Origin of the sequence: Sphingobium sp. BYY-5 (assembly GCF_022758885.1) — a bacterium.
Lineage (GTDB): Bacteria > Pseudomonadota > Alphaproteobacteria > Sphingomonadales > Sphingomonadaceae > Sphingobium.
Genome location: NZ_JALEBH010000001.1, coordinates 2,623,810 through 2,640,056, shown reverse-complemented (window position 1 = coordinate 2,640,056; position 16,247 = coordinate 2,623,810). Strand labels below are relative to the sequence as shown.

Below are 16,247 nucleotides of genomic sequence, written 5' to 3'. Positions count from 1 at the left end.
GCAATCAATGGGTATAGGGACGATGCATCGCGATATCAGGGTTCAAATCGACCCCGAAGCCTGGCTTATCGAGCGCGCTGACCTTCATGCGGCCATTTTCCGGCACCGGTTCACCCAGCAATTGGGGGTGGAACATCGGCACCACCTCCGTCGGCCCCGGATGCATCATCAGGAACTCGGCGAAGGGCGAATTGTGGCGAGTGATGACGAAATGATAGGAGTAGACCGACGATCCATGCGGCACGACCATCTTGCCATGGGCGTCGGCCAGCGCGCTGATCTTGAGCAGTTCGGTGACGCCGCCGCACCAGCCGACATCGGGCTGGATGATGTCGCAGCAATCCATTTCCAGCAACATGCGGAAGCCCCAGCGGGTCGCTTCATGCTCGCCGGTCGTCACCAGCATCCCCTTGGGCACGTTGCGCTTCAATGCGGCATAGCCCCAATAATCGTCCGGGCTGATTGCTTCCTCGATCCATTTGAGGCCAAGGTCATGGGCGGCGATGGCGAGGCGGGTGGCATAGTCGACGTCGAGCGCCATCCAGCAATCCCACATCAGCCAGAAATCGTCGCCGACCTTCGACCGCATATCGGCCAGTTCGGCGATATTCTTCTTCAGGCCTTCGACGCCCTCGGCCGGGCCATGGTGCAGCGCAATCTTGCCGCCGATGAAGCCGAATTCCTTCGCCTTGTCCGGCCGCGCGCCGGTGGCGTAGAATTGCAGTTCGTCGCGCACCGCGCCGCCCAGCAGATGGTAGACCGGCTCCTGCCGCAGCTTGCCGAGCAAGTCCCACAGCGCCAGATCGACGCCGGAAATGGCGTTCACGACCAAGCCCTTGCGCCCATAATATTGGGTCGAGAAATACATCTGGTCCCAGATCTTCTCATAGTCTGTGGGCGAACGGCCTTCGAGGAAGCGGGCGAGGTGTTTCTCGACGATATAGGCCGCCGGTTCGCCCCCGGTCGTGACGGCGAAACCAACGGTTCCGTCCTCCGCCTCGATCTCCACCACCAGCGTGCCCAGCACGTTGATGCCGAAACTCTGGCGCGACTGGCGATATTCGGGATAGCGCGACATGGGCGTCGCGATATGGTCGTCGATCCAGTGGCCTTCGCCCTGGTCATGATAGTCGGCGCCGCCCCCGCGCACGGTGAAGGCACGGACATGTTTGATCTTCGGCAAGGTCACGATCGGCACGCACTCACTCCTTGAGCCTGACCGCTGTTCAAATCGTGGGAAACAGCGGCAAATACTTCCAATATATGGTCAAACTCGCAGTATAATGGCGGGGAGTAGGGATCTGGCGCGATCACAAACTATCATGTCGGCCTCTCCTTCACCCCTTGTTTTTCTCATTTTGTGGGATAGAGTGTTAGTAGATGAGACAAAATTCGTCAAACCCAGAATCGGGAGCAAGAGAGGAAATGTCGAAGGCTCCGGAGAAGACGGACCCGGCCAAGGCGTCGGGGTCGCAAACCCTGCAACGGGGGCTGGATCTGCTGGACCAGGTGATCGACGGACCGGTGAAGCTCGCCGACCTGTCGGATCGGATGGGCCTGACCCGGTCGACCACGCACCGCCTGGCCAATGCGCTGGTGGAGCGCGGTTTCCTGACTTTCCTGCCGCGCGAAGGCTATCAACTGGGGCCGAAACTGCTGCAACTGGGTTTCCTGGCGCAGGCGCAAGCGGACGTGGTGCAGATCGCCCGACCGCATCTGGAAGCGCTCGCCGCCGCCAGCGAGGATGTGGTGCATCTGGGACGGCTGGACGGCGATCAGGCGCTTTATCTCGACAAGATTCCCGGCCGCCGCCGCGTGGAGATTTCCAGCCGAATCGGCGACCGTCATCCGCTGACCTCCACGGGCCTGGGCAAGGCGCTGCTGCTCGACGATCTCGAAGCCAATTGGCACCGCCTGTTCGATGCCGACCAGGCCGCCGGCACCCATCCCATCGCCTATGAGACATGGCTGGAGCGGATGCGCGGCTATACGGCGGCGGGCCGGTCCTTCGATCTGGAAGAGAATGAGGACCAGATCCGGTGCGTCGCCGCGCCGATCCGCGACGCATCGGGCGCGATCATCGCCGCCATCAGCCTGTCGAGCGCCGCCCAATATATGGCTGACGACCGGATGCAGACACTCAGCACCGATGTCCGCGACACTGCGCACAGGATCAGCGCCGATCTGGGCTGGACCCCCGGCGTCAAACCACCCCGCCGCCCGGTGCGGCGCTAGGGTGGTGACATACGCAAACCAAATCCTCCCCTGCAAGGTTGAGCAGAGGCACGTGACTCTGCTGAAGGGGACCGGCGAAGCCGGTGGAGGGGTGTCACCCTATCGAGAGCGAGACACCCCTCCGGCTGGCCTGCGGCCATCCACCTCCCCTGCCAGGGGAGGATGACCGTTCCCTCTTACCCAAAAATCGTCAAACCAAGGAAAGCCTGACCCATGAAGCTGCTTGAAGGCAAGACCGTCCTCGTCACCGGTGCGTCGACCGGCATCGGCCGCGCCGCCGCTATCGGCGCGGCCCAGCATGGCGCCGATGTCGCCCTCAACTACGCCAACAGCGACGGCCCCGCGCAAAGCTGCGTCGCGGCGATCGAGGCGCTGGGCCAGCGCGCCATCGCGGTGAAGGGCGACGTCGCCGATCCGCAGACCGCGCAGGATTTCGTGGCACGCGCGGTGGACGCCTTCGGTAAGGTCGACGTGATGGTCAGCAATGCGGGCATCTGCCCCTTCCACGCCTTCCTCGACATGCCGGTCGAGACGGTGGAACGCACCTTTCGCGTCAACCTGCACGGCGCCTATTATATGGTGCAGGCCGCCGCCCAGCAGATGGTGAAACAGGGGCATGGCGGATCGATCGTCGCCGTCTCCTCCATCTCAGCCCTGGTCGGCGGCGAGTATCAGACCCATTATACCCCGACCAAGGCGGGCGTGCATTCGCTGATGCAGTCCACGGCCATCGCGCTCGGCAAGCATGGCATACGCTGCAACAGCGTCCTGCCCGGCACCATCCTGACCGAGATCAACAAGGACGATCTGGCCGATGTCGAGAAGCGCCAATATATGGAAAGCCGCACGCCGCTGGGCCGCCTGGGCCAGCCGGAGGATCTGGCCGGGCCGATCGTTTTCCTTGCGTCCGACATGGCGGCCTATGTCACAGGCGCCGCGCTGCTGGTAGATGGCGGCATGTATGTGAATCTGCAATAAGAACCCGCCCCTACCACCGTCATTCCCGCGAAGGCGGGATGACGGAAAATGGGACGAAACAGAAAGCCACCCATGAGGATCATCCCCAAAGTCGCAGCAGTCCTCGCCGCCCTGCTCGCCCCGCTGCCCGCTTTCGCCACCCAGCCGGGCGATACGATCCTGATCGCGAGCGATTCCACCGCCGCCAATTACAGGTCCGGCAACTATCCCCAGACCGGCTGGGGCATGATGCTGTCATGCGGACTCTCGCCCGAAGTCAGGGTGAGCAATCACGCCATGGGGGGCCGCTCCACCCGCACCTTCCTTTCCGAAGGCCGCTGGGAAAAGCTGCTGGGCGAAGTCACCCCCGGCGATACGGTGCTGATCCAGTTCGGCCATAATGACGCCAACCGCGCCAAGCCCGAACGCTGGGCGCCGGCGCAGACCGACTATCGCAACAACCTGCTGCGCTTCATCTGGGACGTGCGCACCGCGGGCGGCACCCCGGTCCTCGTCACCCCCGTCGCCCGTCGCAGCTTCGGCCCGGACGGCAAGGCCAAGGCCGACTTCGCCGCCTATTCCGCCGTGATGCGCGAACTGGCAGCCAGCACCCACACACCGCTGATCGACCTGGAATCCCTTTCCCGCGCCTGGGTCGACCGGGCTGGAACCGAAGCGTCCAAGGCCTATTTCCTGCACTACCGCCCCGAAGATCACGCCCCCGGCTTTCCCAAGGGCGTGAAGGACGACACCCATTTCAGCGAACTGGGCGCCCGCAATGTCGCGAATCTGGTGGCGGGCGGCCTCAAATCCCTCAACCTCCCCATTTCCGTCAAGGTGCTTGACCAGCGCCCCGCCCTCACCCGCACCACGCCGCTGGGAAAGACGAGCTGCCAATGACCCTGATCGACCGCCGCACGCTATTGGCCGGAGCCGCCGCGACCGCCGCCCTCGCCCCTGCCGCCATGGCGCAAAGCTTCCCCATCCCCCAGGGTTTCGAGCGTATCCCGATCTGGCCCGGCAAGGCACCCGGCGGCGAGCATGTCACCGTACAGGAGGTCGAAACCCTCCGCCGCCCCGACAGCGGCCCGGATGACGGCGTGTTCGCGCATATCGTCACGCCCACCCTCACCATATTGCGTCCCCAAGCCGTTGGATCGCGGTCCAATGGCGCAGCGATGATGCTGATCCCCGGCGGCGGCTACAGCCGCGTCGCCATCGGCCATGAAGGCTACAGCATCGCCCGCCGCTTCGCGCAGGCCGGCTATGTCTGCTTCGTCCTGCTCTACCGCCTGCCCGGCGACGGCTGGGCCGCGGGGCCGGAAGCGCCGCTACAGGACGCCCAGCGCGCGCTGCGCCTGATCCGCAGCTTCGCCCCGCGCGAGCGGTTCGATCCCGACCGCATCGGCGTCATCGGTTTCTCCGCCGGCGGCCACCTCGCCGCATGGCTGACGACCCGCACCGCCGAAAGCTACAGTCCGGTGGACGCCGCCGACCGCGAACCGGTCAAGGCCGCCGTCGCCGCCTATATGTATCCGGTCATCCAGATGGAGGGGCCGTTTGCTCATACCGGATCGCGGACCCAGTTGCTCGGCCCCGACCCTACGCCCGAACGGATGCACGCTTACTCGCTCGACCAGAATGTCAGCGACACCGCGCCGCCCGCCTTCCTCGCCCACGCGCTCAACGACAAGGTGGTGCCGTTCCAGAACAGCGTCGCCATGCTGAGCGCGCTCAAGGCCAGGAATATCCCGGCCGAATGCCATTTGTTCGAAACCGGCGGCCATGGTTTCGGCATCACCGCGCAGGCCGAAGCCTCCGCCCCCTGGCCCGACCTCTTCCTCGCCTTCGCGAAGCGCCACGGCGCATGACTCGACACGTCGCCCTGTTCGTCACCTGCCTGGTCGACCTGATGCGCCCGCGCATCGGCTTCGCCGCGATTCGCGCGCTGGAGGCGGCGGGATGCGACGTGGTGGTGCCTGAAGGGCAGACCTGCTGCGGCCAGCCTGCGCTCAACAGCGGCGACCGCGATCATGCCGCCGCATTGGCGAAGCAGACGATCGAAGCGCTCGAACCCTATGAAGCGATCGTCGTCCCCTCCGGCTCCTGCGCGGGGACGATCCGCTGCCATTATCCCGAAATCTTCGAACATGATCCCCTATGGCTCCCCCGCGCGCAGGCGGTGGCGGCCAAGACCTGGGAAATCATGACCTATCTCGATCAGGTCTGCGGCTGGAAGCCCGAAGGCGTGACCGTCGACGCCAAAGCCACCTATCATGACAGTTGTTCGGGGCTGCGCGAGCTGGGCATCAAAGCCCAGCCGCGTCGGTTGCTGAAGAATATCGACGGCCTGACCTTCGCTCCATTGCAAGGCGAGGAAACCTGCTGCGGCTTCGGCGGCACTTTCTGCGTCAAATATCCGTCCATCTCCAACGCCATCGTCGGGGAGAAAGCCGATGCGATCGACGCCACCGGCGCCGACCTGCTGCTGGCGGGCGACCTGGGCTGCCTGATGAACATGGCAGGCAAGCTGAACCGCAACGGATCCAAAGTCCGCGCCTATCACGCCATCGAACTGATCGCCGGCATGGGCGACGGCCCTGCCATCGGGGAAGAGGCATGAGCGGCTTTACGGCCCCCGCCGGCACGGCGAGCTTCAAGGAACGCGCCGACGCCGCCTTGGGCGACCCCATCCTGAAAATCGCGGTAGAGCGCACCGCCGGCACTGCCGAAGCCAAGCGCACCGTCGCCGTTTCCGCCTTCCCCGATTTCGAGGCCGCGCGCACCCGTGCCGCTGCGATCAAGGATCATGGGATCGCCCATCTGGGCGCGTATCTGGAAGAGTTCGAGGCTAACGCCGTCGCCGCCGGAGCCAAGGTCCATTGGGCCAGCACCGCCGACGAAGCCTGCAAGATCGTCATCGACATCTGCAAGGCGGCGAACGCGAAGAGCGTGGCCCGCTCCAAATCCATGCTGGGCGAAGAAATCGGTCTGCCCCATGCCTTGGCCGAAGCCGGGATCGGCCGGGTCGAGACGGACCTTGCCGAACATATCATCCAGTTGGCGGACGAACGCCCTTCCCACATCATCTGGCCCGCGATGCACAAGACGCGGGAGCAGGTGTCGGCCCTCTTCAAGGCGAAGCATCGCACCCCGCACCAGGAAGAAAGCATCGCCGCCATGGCCGAAAGCGCCCGGCGGGAATTGCGATCCCGGATGCTGGGTGCGGACGTGGGCATATCCGGCGCTAATTTCCTGATCGCGGATACGGGCGCCGTCTGCACCGTCACCAATGAAGGCAATGCCGAACTCTCGCTCGTCCCCCCGCGCGTCCATATCGTGACGGCGGGGATCGAGAAGATCGTGCCGTCGATGCCACACGCCATCCATATGCTGCGGATGCTGGCGCGATCTGCCACCGGCGCGGCGCTGACCCAATATACGACCTTCTACACCGGCCCCAAACGCCCCGGCGACCGCGACGGGCCGGAGGAGATGCATATCGTCCTGGTCGACAATGGCCGCACGAAAATGCGCGAGGAAGGATTGGCGGAGATGCTGCGCTGCATCCGTTGCGGCGCGTGCATGAACCATTGCGTCGTCTTCCGCCAGATTGGCGGCCATGCCTATGGCGGCACCTATCCGGGGCCGATGGGGGCTGTGCTGACCCCGGTTCTCGACGGCCTCAAGCAAAGCCGCGACCTGCCCAACGCCTGCACACTGAACGGCAAATGCCAGGAAGTCTGCCCGGTTCGCATTCCACTCCCCACGCTACTGCGCGGCTGGCGCGAGAAAAGCTGGCGCGAGGGGCTGGAGCCGACGTCCATGCGCTGGGGCCTTGGCCTCTGGGCCTTCGTCGCGCGCCGTCCGAGTCTGTATCGCCTCGGCACCGGCATCGCCGTCCGCGCCATGCGGTTGCTGGGGAAGAAGGGCTGGATCGGCACGCTGCCGCTCGCGGGCGGCTGGACCCGCCATCGCGACATGCCCAAACCCGCGCCCCAGACCTTCATGACCCAATATCGCAAGGAGCGGCGCAAATGAGCGCCCGCGACACGATTCTCGCCCGCCTCACAGGCTCCGCCCCCGACAAGGCGGAAGCCGACGCCCTGCTGATCGCGCCTGAGCGCCCGGCGCTGGACGGCAGCACGCTGGAAGCGGAATTTCTCGCCCGCCTCGCCCTCCCCAGCGTCAGCGCCAGCCATGACATGATCGACAGCATCGCGGAGCTGCCCGCCGCCGTCGCCCGTTATCTGGACGGACAGGGCGAGCCCCTGATCCTCTGCCTGCCGCCCGACCCGCGCCTGACGACATGCGACTGGAGCAGCTTCACCCTCCACGAGTCCGCCGCGCCGAACGAAGCCGCCGCTCTCGCCATTGCAAGGCTGGGCATTGCCGAAACCGGATCGCTGGTCTTCGAAACCGCACCGCACGCACCGATGCTGCCCAATTTTCTGGCGCTACACCATATCGTGCTGCTGGCGGTCAGGGATATTATGCCCTATCTGGAGGACGCGCCGCTGCCCGGCCCTCAGCCCCGCGCCCATTACTGGATTACAGGGGTTTCGGGCACGACCGATATCGAGGGCACCTATGTGCGCGGCGCCCATGGCCCGCGCTTTCTGCACATCATTCTGCTGCGGGAATAGCTACCGCATTCCGGAACTTAATTCCACATTGCGGGAATATAGACTTACTTTCCTGATCCGGGACGCTATAAGCATAGCAAAGCCTTTAGGGAGATTCCTGTGTTTGAGAAGACCTATCATGCGACGCATCCAGAGATGATGGATTGCGTGGACAATGAGAGTTTGCGGGATCGTTATCTGGTGGGCGGCATGTTCGTGGATGGGCAGGTCGTGCTGAACTATTCGCACAATGAGCGTTTCGTGATCGGCGGCGCGGTGCCGGCGGGCGGCAGCATCAGGCTGCCCGACCAGAGCGAGCCGGCGTCGGCGGCGGGTCATCCCTTCCTGGAGCGGCGCGAGGCGGGGATCGTCAATATCGGCGGGCCGGGCGCGATCATCGTCGATGGCGCGCGCTATGAGATCGGCAACAAGGAATGCCTCTATGTGCCCATGGGCACGAAGGAGGTGATCTTCGAAGGGGCCGAGGCGCGCTTCTACATCGCCTCGCTGCCCGCGCATAAGGCGTTCCCGATCAAGAAGATCACGCTGGGTGAGGCCAATCCGCTGGAGCGCGGCGACCTCAGCAACAGTAACCACCGCACCATCTACCAGCTCGTCATCCCCGGCGTGTGCGAGAGCGCGCAACTGCTGATGGGCCTCACTGTGCTGGAGACCGGCAGCGTGTGGAACACCATGCCCCCGCACCTCCACGACCGGCGCAGCGAGATCTATCTCTATTTCGACCTTCAGGGCGGCGACCGCGTCTTCCATTATATGGGCGAGCCGGACGCCATGCGTCACATCGTCATCGAGAATGAGGAAGCGGTGATCTCGCCCCCCTGGTCGGTGCATATGGGATCGGGCACCAAGAGCTACGCCTTCATCTGGGCGATGGGCGGCGAGAATCTGGATTATACCGACATGAATGTCCTCGACATCTGCCAGTTGCGCTGAAGCCTTTAATCCTCCCCTGTAAGGTTCAGCAGAGGCACGTGACTCTGCTGAAGGGGACCACGAAGTGGTGGAGGGGTGTCCCCCCTATCGATAGGGTGACACCCCTCCGTCAGGCCTTCGCCCTGCCACCTCCCCTACCAGGGGAGGATGCACAACAGGCATGTTCTTGGAGAGAAGCAAGATGACCACCCCCTTCGACCTCACTGGAAAGGTGGCGATCGTCACCGGCGCCAATACCGGCATTGGCCAGGCGATCGCGCTGTCGCTGGCCGCGGCGGGCGCGGATATCGCCGCAGTGGGCCGCACGCCCGCGCAGGATAGCGTCGATCAGGTCCGCGCGCTTGGGAGGAAGGCACAGATCGTCTCGGCCGACCTCTCCAGCATCGAACCGGTCCAGCGCGTCGTGGATGAGACGCTGGCGACGTTCGGACGGCTCGATATCCTCATTAACAATGCCGGGATCATCCGCCGCGCCGACAGCGTGGACTTTACCGAGGCGGACTGGGACGCGGTGATCGACACCAATCTCAAGACCGTCTTCTTCCTCTGCCAGGCGGCGGGGCGGCACATGCTGCGCCAAGGTTCGGGCAAGATCATCAACATCGCCTCCCTGCTGTCCTTCCAGGGCGGCATCCGCGTACCCAGCTACACCGCGTCGAAGAGCGGCGTGGCGGGCCTGACCAAGCTGCTGGCGAACGAGTGGGCGGCCAGGGGCGTCAACGTCAACGCGATCGCGCCGGGCTATATCGCCACCAACAACACCGCAGCGCTCCAGGCCGACGAGACCCGCAACCGCCAGATCCAGGAACGCATCCCCGCCGGCCGATGGGGCGACCCAGGCGACATCGGCGGGGCCGCCGTCTTCCTGGCGTCCAATGCCGCCACCTATATCCATGGCCACACCCTACCCGTCGATGGCGGGTGGCTCGCGCGGTGATGAGCATGAAACGCCGCGACTTCACCTTCGGCCTAGGCGCGCTGAGCCTTGCCGCCTGCGCCACCGGCCGGACGACGCGCAGCGACGACCCCCTGGTCTTCGCCTATTTCTCCACCGGCAAGAAGGGCGAGGCGGACGGCCTCAAACTCGCGGTCAGCGAGGACGGCTTCACCTTCCGCACACTGGCGGGCGGCCGCAGCCTGCTGGTCCCGGAGGTCGGCGAAAAGAAACTGCTGCGCGACCCCTTCCTCTTCCACGACGGGCAGGTCTATCACCTCCTCTGGACCACCGCCTGGGAAGGTGTGACCATCGGCCATGCCACCAGCGCCGACCTGATCCACTGGTCCGGGCAGAAGGCGATCCCGGTGATGCAGGACGTCCCCGGCACCCGCAATTGCTGGGCGCCTGAAGCGATCCACGATCCCCGCACGGGCCGTTACGAAATCTTCTGGTCCAGCACCGTCACCGGCCGCTTCACCGAAAGTGCCGGCACGTCCGAAGCTGGCTATAATCATCGCCTCTGGCGCACCAGCACGGCCGATTTCGAGCGCTTCTCAAAGCCCGAGCCGCTCTACGATCCCGGCTTCAGCGTGATCGACGGCACCTTCGCCCATGCCCCGGAAGGTGGCCTCTACCTCATCGTCAAGGACGAAACGGTCGCGCCCCCGCGCAAATGGCTTCAAGTCGCAAAGGCGGACGGCCCCACCGGCCCCTTCGGCCCGCTGTCGAAACCCTTCTCCCCCGCCTGGGTCGAAGGCCCGATGACCGCGCGTATCGGCGACGCGCTGGTCTGCTATTATGATGTCTATAAGGAAGGCCGCTGGGGCGCGGCCATGACTCGCGACATGGTGACGTGGGAGGATGTCAGCGCCCGCCTGACCATGCCGCCGGGCGCCCGCCACGGTTCCTTACTGCGCGTTCCCCACGCTCTGGTCGATGCGATCGCGTAAAATCTCCGTTCGTTTCGAGCGTGTCGAGAAACGGTGGCACAGCGTTGGCCGCTTCTCGACTTCGCTCGAAGCGAACGGAGGTGGAAGATCAGTTCCAGCCCCCGCCCAGCGCGAGGAAGATGGCGATCTGATCCTGCACCAGTTGCGCCCGCGCCGCCGCAGCGGAAGCCTCCGCACCGGCCAGGCTGCGCTGCGCGTCAAGCAGCGAGAGGAAGTCGCCACGCCCGAAGCGGAACAGCTTGCCCGCCTGGCCCGCCGACACGCTTGCGCTATGACGCGCCCGGTCGAGCGCCGCCGCCTGCTCCGCATTGCGGCGATAGGTTTCGAGCGCCGTCTCAGTCTGGCGCAATGCCTCCAGCACCGCCGCGTCGAAGCTGGCGAGGTCGGCCTTCACCTGCGCGTCGGCCTGCGCGATCCGTGCCCGTACCACCGGCCGGTTGGGGAAGCTCCAGCTCAGTAGCGGCCCCAGGCTGAAACCGAAGGCCGATCCCGATCCGAAATCCTTGAGCGGCCCGGTCAGCCCCACCGACCCGCCGATGCTGACCTGCGGATAGAGGTCCGCCGTCGCCACGCCCAGCCGGGCAGTGTCGCCCGCGATCGTCCGCTCCGCCTGACGGATGTCGGGCCGCCGCCGAATCAGCGTAGCGCCATCCCCCACCGGCAGGGGCTGGCCGAGCGTCGGTAGCGCGGCGCAACTTTCTACCTCGCGCGGGTAATCGGCGGGCGGGCGGCCCAGCAGGGTGGCGAGCAGGTAGAGCGCATTCTGCCGCTGCGCGTCGAAGGCCGGGAGCGCCGCCGCGCTGCTGTCCACCGCCGCCTGCGCCCGGCTCACGTCGAAGGCCGTGCCGCGCCCACCCTTCGCCAGCCGCCGCGTCGCATCCAGCGTATCGCGCTGCAACGCCACCACCTTGCGGTTGATGGCGAGGTTGTAATTGGCCGCGCAGACCTGCGCATAGGCCTGCGCCGTCGCGGCCGCGATGCTCACCCGCACATAGTCGCGCGCCGCCGTCACCGCCTCGACATCCGCCCCGCTTGCCTCGATTGCACGCTTGATCCGGCCGTTGAGGTCGAGCGGATAGGCGGCGCTCAGGCCCAGGTCATAGCCGATCGTTCCAGGCAGATGCTGCGCCACGCCCGATGGCCGCGACAACGTCTCGCCGCCGCTGACCGACGTGCTGATCGTCCGCCCCGCCTGCGCCTCCTGCAACACCGCCTGCGCCCGCTCCAGATTGGCGTCGGCGGCGCGCAGGTCGGCATTGGCGGTCAGCGCCTGCTCGACCAGCGCATCCAGCTTCGGGTCGGCATAGAGCCGCCACCAATGGTCGGGCAGTTTCGCCTGGCTGAACTGCGCGCCCTGCGCCGAATGGAAGGCCCCCGTCGCCCCCGACGCGGTCGCGGCCGACTGTGCGGGCGGACGATAGTCCGGCCCGGCAGTGGCGCAGGCGGCCAGGCCCAGCGCCAGCAACGGCGTCCAGACGCCCTTACCCATGGCGGCATTCCCCCGGCCTGGCGTCCTTCGTCGCCGGCTGCACCGTCACCGTGGCCGTCCGGCCGGAAATCAGGCGCAGCCCCGCCGGCACCTTCTCCAGCTTCACCCGCACCGGGATGCGCTGGGCCAGTCGTACCCAGGAGAAGGTCGGCTCGACCGAGGGCAACAGGTTGCCCGAATTGCTGCGGCTGTCGTCATTGATGCCATAGGCGATGCTTTCAACCCGGCCATGGACATCCTGCGCCTCGCCCATCAGCCGCACCGTCACCGGCGCGCCGATGCAGATCAAAGGCAGCTTGGTTTCCTCGAAATAGCCCTCCACCCGCAGGGAGTCGCTGTCGATCAGTGCCATCGCCTGGCTGCCCGCGCCGACATAGTCGCCCGGATGCAGGTCCAGATTGGTGACAACGCCATTGACCGACGCGACGATCTTCGTCCGCTTGAGGTTGAGTGCGGCGGCGTCGCGCCCGCTATAGGCTTCGGCCAGCGCCGCCTGTGCCGTCTCCACCTTGGCCAGATTCTGCTCATGCGTCTCGGCCGCCACCAGATCGCCCAATGCCGTGTCGCGCTTCGCCTCACGCCGCGCCTGCCCCAGCGTCGCCTGCGCACTGGCGATCTGCGCCTCCGCCTGCTCCAGCGCCAGCGCATAGCGCGGCGTATCGATGACGAACAGCAGGTCGCCCGCCTTCACTACCTGATTGTCATGCACCGCGACCGATGTGACGAGGCCGCTGATATCAGGCGTCACCCGCACCACATCGGCCCGCACGCGCCCGTCGCGAGTCCAGGGGCTGCGCTCATAATGGTTCCACATCCAGATCGCGACGAGCGCAGCCGCGATGACGAGGATGATGGTGGCGGCGCTGCGGATCAGCCCCCCGAAAAGCTTTGAATTGGTGAGGCGGTTCATAGACGGATTCCAAGGGCAGGGACGAGGAGGGCGAGTCCGCCGAGGATCAGTATGAAGATACTGAGGTCGACGGCCGCCCGATAGGCGAGGAAACGATAGAGGCCCGCCGCACCGATCAGCCGGGTCACGACCCAGGCCAGGACCAGCGCCACCAGCGCGAGCAATAACAGCGTCGGCACGAAGACGCCCCCAAATGCGATTTCTCCGGTCATGCGGCGGCCCTCCGATAGCCTTGCGCCTCCGGGAACAGGTTGCGGCGCAGGCTGACCAGCCCCAGCACCGCTTCACGGCGGATCGCGGCACCGGGATTGGCCGCCAGATCGTCGATCGCCGCGTCGATATGCTGGAGCAGGGCGGGATCGGCGGCTTGCGGCGCATCGGGGTCCAGCCGGCGATAATGGGCGCTTACGCCCCCCAGCACATCGGCCAGCGGCGCGCCTTCATCAAGCGGCAGATCCAGCCGCAATTGCCGCAACTCGCCGATCGCCACGCCGGTACGCAGGTCGCGCAGCGCGTCGTAGAGCGGCTTGCCGCTGTCCCGGCGCGTGGCGGCCAGGCGCGGCGCGAGCAAGGCGATCCGGTCGAGCATCCGGTTGATCCAGCCGCGCACGTCCGGCGGCGACATCAATGTCGCGCGATTGGCGATATCCGTCCAGCCCGCACGCACGGTCCTGCGGATCGCCCGCTCGACGCCCGCCGACTGGAGCAGCCCGGCCATGATGATCGCGAACCAGATGCCCACGATCTGCGCCACCGCGCCGTTGATGTAGGCGCCAAAGGCGCTGACATAATGGTCGGACAGCAGCACCGGGCTGCCCAGCCCCAACAGGGTCGGCAGCGCAATCCCCATCCAGCGGGGCGACGCCATCATCGCGCCCAATATCAGCAGCATCGGCGCATAGGCCATGGCCAGCATCGCAAAGCCATCCAGCCGGGGCATGATCGCATAGCCATAGACAGCGCCCAGCGCTGAAGCGGCAATGGTGCCGATCATGAACCCCTTGAGCGGGGCCAGCGGATTGTCCGATGCCGAAAACAGCGCCAGGAAGACGCCGGCCAGCATGACCGCCGTGCTGCCATCCTTCCACCCGCTGCCGATCCACAGCGCGCAGCCGACGGCCACGGTCGTGAAGGCGGCGAAGGCGCCGCGCGCCGCCCCGGCATAGTCGCGGTGCAGTTCGCGGTTGCGGCGTCCCTCCAGCAGTTCGGCGACGCGGGGCGTCACGGCGGCGCGGCTATGGATCGCCATCTGGTCGCACAGGTCGCGGCAGTCGCGATGCACCGCGATAAGCGTGGCAAGCCGGGCATAGAGGCTGAGCCGCATCATATCGCGCCAGCCCATGCCGGTGCGCACCACCGGCTCCAGCGCGACGCAGCGATCGATCAGGGCCTGCGCCTTTTCCGCGCGCACCCCATTGTCGACAACCGGCGTGTCCAGCCACAGCCGCACATCGGCGATCAGCCTCTCGACCCGTCGCGGCACGACACCGCGATTGGCAGCCTTGAGCTGCGCCAGCCGATCCTCCACCGCCGCACCCAGCTGCAGCAGCAGCGACAACTGGTCCTGCAACGCGCGCACGGTGCGGACGCGGGGCGCGAGGCGGCTGATGTCGAAGGGCAGATGGACCGACATCTGGTGCAGTTCGGTGACATCCTGCGCCAGACGGCGGCGCTCGGCGTCCAATCCCTGCACCGGATCGATCGCGATGGCGTCGCGCGACCAGCGTTCGGCATCGCGCAATATCGCCTCCACCCGGCCCAGCAGCACGCCGGTGATCGATCCGGGCAGGATGATGCCATGCACCAGAGCGCCCGACAGGATGCCGATCAATATTTCCTGCACGCGCAGCGAGGCGACGGTGAAGACGGTCTGCGGCGTGTCGACGTCGGGAAAGACGATCAGGCAGGCGGTATAGCCCGCCAGCACGAACATATAGGATCGCGGCGTGCGGTCGAGCAGCGACACGAAGACGCTCAATCCCAGCCATGACGCCATGGCAAGCGAGAGCAGTTCGGGCGCATTGACCAGCGGCGGCACGATGGCGACCGCAAACATCGCGCCGACAAAGGTGCCGACGATACGGAACAACGCCTTGGAAATCACCGCGCCGGCCATGGGCTGGGCGACGATATAGCTGGTCAGGAACGCCCAATAGGGCCGTTCCAGCCCGATACTGAACGCGACGAACAGCGCCAGCATCGCCGCAACGAGGCATTTCAGGGAAAAGAGCGCGGCGGGGACACCAAGCTTTTCGCTGAGCAGGCGCAGCGTCACGTCCGGCTCCGCCGTTCGGCGATCCGGCGGCCGAGCAGGTCGAGCAACTCGACCATGATCTCGATCGCCTCGTCGGGAACATCGCGCAGCAGGTCGGCACGCAGCGCCCCGAGCTTGTCCTCGATCTGACCGACCAGTTCCTGTCCGGCAGGCGTCAGCGCGATGATGTTGGATCGCTTGTCTTCGGGATGGGGCGAGCGGCCGACCAGACCCGCCGCCTGCAACTGGTCGAGCGTGCGGACCAGCGACGGCTGGCTGATGTCGAGCGAATCGGCCAGTTCCGCCTGGCGCACGTCCGGACCGATGCGATCGATATGGATCAGGCACCAACCCGCGCTGTTCGACACGCCAAACTCGGCCAACATGCTGTCGGCCAGTTGCCGCCAGTTCCGGGCGACCGGCGCCATTTTATGCGCCAGCGCGCGCTTCGACTCTGCAAGGGGCATTCTTATTAGATAGCTAACTAATGAATATTGTCAATGCGCATGTAGCTGTACGCATCGCTGTAGCACTTCCCGATTTGGGAAGGGCCATTCCCTCCGTTCGTTTCTCGACTTCACTCGAAACGAACGGAGGTTGGAATGTCGTCCTTTACGCCCGTCGCGTCCCGGTAAAGGCCGAAGCCCCAAACGCGCCCAGTTGCATCGTGCCGGTGATGGCGTCGCCCGCCACATCCGCTTCGCATTCCAGCGTCATCGGCATGGGCATGGTCATGTCCATCTTCCAGCTCAGCCTGGCGCCGTCGACCTTGCCGTCGATCACGTCCAGCGACCCCATCATGCCGGCGAAGGTGCCGTTGAACCGGTCGCCGCTGCTGATGACGGTGAACACACCCTTCTGGTCGCCCATCGGCGTCTTCGCCACGCAATCATAGGCGCCATCCACTGCAGCCATATCCTGTCTCCTTAACTTTAC

At 65.7% G+C, this 16,247-nt stretch carries 17 protein-coding genes; 10 read left to right on the top strand and 7 right to left on the bottom strand.

Annotated elements, in window-relative coordinates:
- Nucleotides 1-4 precede the first annotated feature (4 nt).
- Nucleotides 5-1,189, bottom strand: a complete 1,185-nt coding sequence (rhmD, locus tag MOK15_RS12680) for an L-rhamnonate dehydratase (RefSeq protein WP_242932743.1) — start codon at nt 1,187-1,189, stop codon at nt 5-7.
- 236 nt (nt 1,190-1,425) lie between these two features.
- Here rhmD and MOK15_RS12675 point away from each other — a divergent pair, with 236 nt between their 5' ends.
- From MOK15_RS12675 to MOK15_RS12630, 10 genes are all read left to right on the top strand, one after another.
- A complete protein-coding gene (locus MOK15_RS12675) occupies nt 1,426-2,235 on the top strand; it encodes an IclR family transcriptional regulator (protein WP_242931942.1) in 810 nt (269 codons plus the stop codon).
- A 213-nt stretch (nt 2,236-2,448) separates the two neighbouring features.
- Nucleotides 2,449-3,213 carry an SDR family NAD(P)-dependent oxidoreductase gene (locus tag MOK15_RS12670; RefSeq protein WP_242931941.1) on the top strand — a complete coding sequence of 255 codons (765 nt, stop codon included), beginning with the start codon at nt 2,449-2,451 and terminating at the stop codon, nt 3,211-3,213.
- Between the two features lie 72 nt (nt 3,214-3,285).
- Complete coding sequence (locus tag MOK15_RS12665; protein WP_242931940.1) at nt 3,286-4,092, top strand: rhamnogalacturonan acetylesterase; 807 nt, start codon at nt 3,286-3,288, stop codon at nt 4,090-4,092.
- Nucleotides 4,089-5,063, top strand: coding sequence for an alpha/beta hydrolase (locus tag MOK15_RS12660; RefSeq protein ID WP_242931939.1), 975 nt, complete (start codon nt 4,089-4,091; stop codon nt 5,061-5,063). Before MOK15_RS12665 ends, MOK15_RS12660 begins: the two co-directional genes overlap by 4 nt.
- Nucleotides 5,060-5,815, top strand: coding sequence for a (Fe-S)-binding protein (locus MOK15_RS12655; protein ID WP_242931938.1), 756 nt, complete (start codon nt 5,060-5,062; stop codon nt 5,813-5,815). Before MOK15_RS12660 ends, MOK15_RS12655 begins: the two co-directional genes overlap by 4 nt.
- Complete coding sequence (locus MOK15_RS12650) at nt 5,812-7,233, top strand: lactate utilization protein B (RefSeq protein WP_242931937.1); 1,422 nt, start codon at nt 5,812-5,814, stop codon at nt 7,231-7,233. Before MOK15_RS12655 ends, MOK15_RS12650 begins: the two co-directional genes overlap by 4 nt.
- On the top strand, nt 7,230-7,838 hold the full coding sequence (locus MOK15_RS12645; protein WP_242931936.1) for an LUD domain-containing protein: 609 nt from the start codon (nt 7,230-7,232) through the stop codon (nt 7,836-7,838). Before MOK15_RS12650 ends, MOK15_RS12645 begins: the two co-directional genes overlap by 4 nt.
- A 99-nt stretch (nt 7,839-7,937) precedes the next feature.
- A complete protein-coding gene (gene kduI / locus MOK15_RS12640; protein ID WP_242931935.1) occupies nt 7,938-8,771 on the top strand; it encodes a 5-dehydro-4-deoxy-D-glucuronate isomerase in 834 nt (277 codons plus the stop codon).
- A 181-nt stretch (nt 8,772-8,952) separates the two neighbouring features.
- Complete coding sequence (gene kduD / locus MOK15_RS12635; RefSeq protein WP_242931934.1) at nt 8,953-9,708, top strand: 2-dehydro-3-deoxy-D-gluconate 5-dehydrogenase KduD; 756 nt, start codon at nt 8,953-8,955, stop codon at nt 9,706-9,708.
- Nucleotides 9,708-10,658, top strand: coding sequence for a glycoside hydrolase family 43 protein (locus tag MOK15_RS12630; protein WP_242931933.1), 951 nt, complete (start codon nt 9,708-9,710; stop codon nt 10,656-10,658). Before kduD ends, MOK15_RS12630 begins: the two co-directional genes overlap by 1 nt.
- 88 nt (nt 10,659-10,746) lie before the next feature.
- Here the strand turns inward: MOK15_RS12630 and MOK15_RS12625 are convergent, their stop codons facing one another.
- The 6 genes from MOK15_RS12625 to MOK15_RS12600 form a co-directional block, all read right to left on the bottom strand.
- Nucleotides 10,747-12,147: an efflux transporter outer membrane subunit gene (locus MOK15_RS12625; RefSeq protein ID WP_242931932.1), complete on the bottom strand. Its 1,401-nt coding sequence runs from the start codon at nt 12,145-12,147 to the stop codon at nt 10,747-10,749.
- Nucleotides 12,140-13,057: an efflux RND transporter periplasmic adaptor subunit gene (locus MOK15_RS12620; protein WP_242931931.1), complete on the bottom strand. Its 918-nt coding sequence runs from the start codon at nt 13,055-13,057 to the stop codon at nt 12,140-12,142. The genes MOK15_RS12625 and MOK15_RS12620 overlap by 8 nt, the downstream gene beginning before the upstream one ends.
- Nucleotides 13,054-13,269 carry a DUF1656 domain-containing protein gene (locus tag MOK15_RS12615; RefSeq protein WP_242931930.1) on the bottom strand — a complete coding sequence of 72 codons (216 nt, stop codon included), beginning with the start codon at nt 13,267-13,269 and terminating at the stop codon, nt 13,054-13,056. The genes MOK15_RS12620 and MOK15_RS12615 overlap by 4 nt, the downstream gene beginning before the upstream one ends.
- Nucleotides 13,266-15,326 carry an FUSC family protein gene (locus MOK15_RS12610; protein ID WP_242932742.1) on the bottom strand — a complete coding sequence of 687 codons (2,061 nt, stop codon included), beginning with the start codon at nt 15,324-15,326 and terminating at the stop codon, nt 13,266-13,268. Before MOK15_RS12610 ends, MOK15_RS12615 begins: the two co-directional genes overlap by 4 nt.
- 2 nt (nt 15,327-15,328) lie before the next feature.
- Nucleotides 15,329-15,778: a MarR family transcriptional regulator gene (locus MOK15_RS12605; protein WP_242931929.1), complete on the bottom strand. Its 450-nt coding sequence runs from the start codon at nt 15,776-15,778 to the stop codon at nt 15,329-15,331.
- Nucleotides 15,779-15,923: 145 nt separating this feature from the next.
- Nucleotides 15,924-16,226 carry a hypothetical protein gene (locus MOK15_RS12600; RefSeq protein ID WP_242931928.1) on the bottom strand — a complete coding sequence of 101 codons (303 nt, stop codon included), beginning with the start codon at nt 16,224-16,226 and terminating at the stop codon, nt 15,924-15,926.
- Between the last annotated feature and the right edge of the window lie 21 nt (nt 16,227-16,247).

Bases quoted from the DNA above. Each gene is read 5' to 3' on its own strand.
- MOK15_RS12675 (WP_242931942.1), top strand. From the start codon at position 1,426: ATGTCGAAGGCTCCGGAGAAGACGGACCCGGCCAAGGCGTCGGGGTCG.
- MOK15_RS12670 (WP_242931941.1), top strand. From the start codon at position 2,449: ATGAAGCTGCTTGAAGGCAAGACCGTCCTCGTCACCGGTGCGTCGACC.
- MOK15_RS12665 (WP_242931940.1), top strand. From the start codon at position 3,286: ATGAGGATCATCCCCAAAGTCGCAGCAGTCCTCGCCGCCCTGCTCGCC.
- MOK15_RS12660 (WP_242931939.1), top strand. From the start codon at position 4,089: ATGACCCTGATCGACCGCCGCACGCTATTGGCCGGAGCCGCCGCGACC.
- MOK15_RS12655 (WP_242931938.1), top strand. From the start codon at position 5,060: ATGACTCGACACGTCGCCCTGTTCGTCACCTGCCTGGTCGACCTGATG.
- MOK15_RS12650 (WP_242931937.1), top strand. From the start codon at position 5,812: ATGAGCGGCTTTACGGCCCCCGCCGGCACGGCGAGCTTCAAGGAACGC.
- MOK15_RS12645 (WP_242931936.1), top strand. From the start codon at position 7,230: ATGAGCGCCCGCGACACGATTCTCGCCCGCCTCACAGGCTCCGCCCCC.
- kduD (WP_242931934.1), top strand. From the start codon at position 8,953: ATGACCACCCCCTTCGACCTCACTGGAAAGGTGGCGATCGTCACCGGC.
- MOK15_RS12630 (WP_242931933.1), top strand. From the start codon at position 9,708: ATGAGCATGAAACGCCGCGACTTCACCTTCGGCCTAGGCGCGCTGAGC.
- MOK15_RS12625 (WP_242931932.1), bottom strand. From the start codon at position 12,147: ATGGGTAAGGGCGTCTGGACGCCGTTGCTGGCGCTGGGCCTGGCCGCC.
- MOK15_RS12620 (WP_242931931.1), bottom strand. From the start codon at position 13,057: ATGAACCGCCTCACCAATTCAAAGCTTTTCGGGGGGCTGATCCGCAGC.
- MOK15_RS12615 (WP_242931930.1), bottom strand. From the start codon at position 13,269: ATGACCGGAGAAATCGCATTTGGGGGCGTCTTCGTGCCGACGCTGTTA.
- MOK15_RS12605 (WP_242931929.1), bottom strand. From the start codon at position 15,778: ATGCCCCTTGCAGAGTCGAAGCGCGCGCTGGCGCATAAAATGGCGCCG.
- MOK15_RS12600 (WP_242931928.1), bottom strand. From the start codon at position 16,226: ATGGCTGCAGTGGATGGCGCCTATGATTGCGTGGCGAAGACGCCGATG.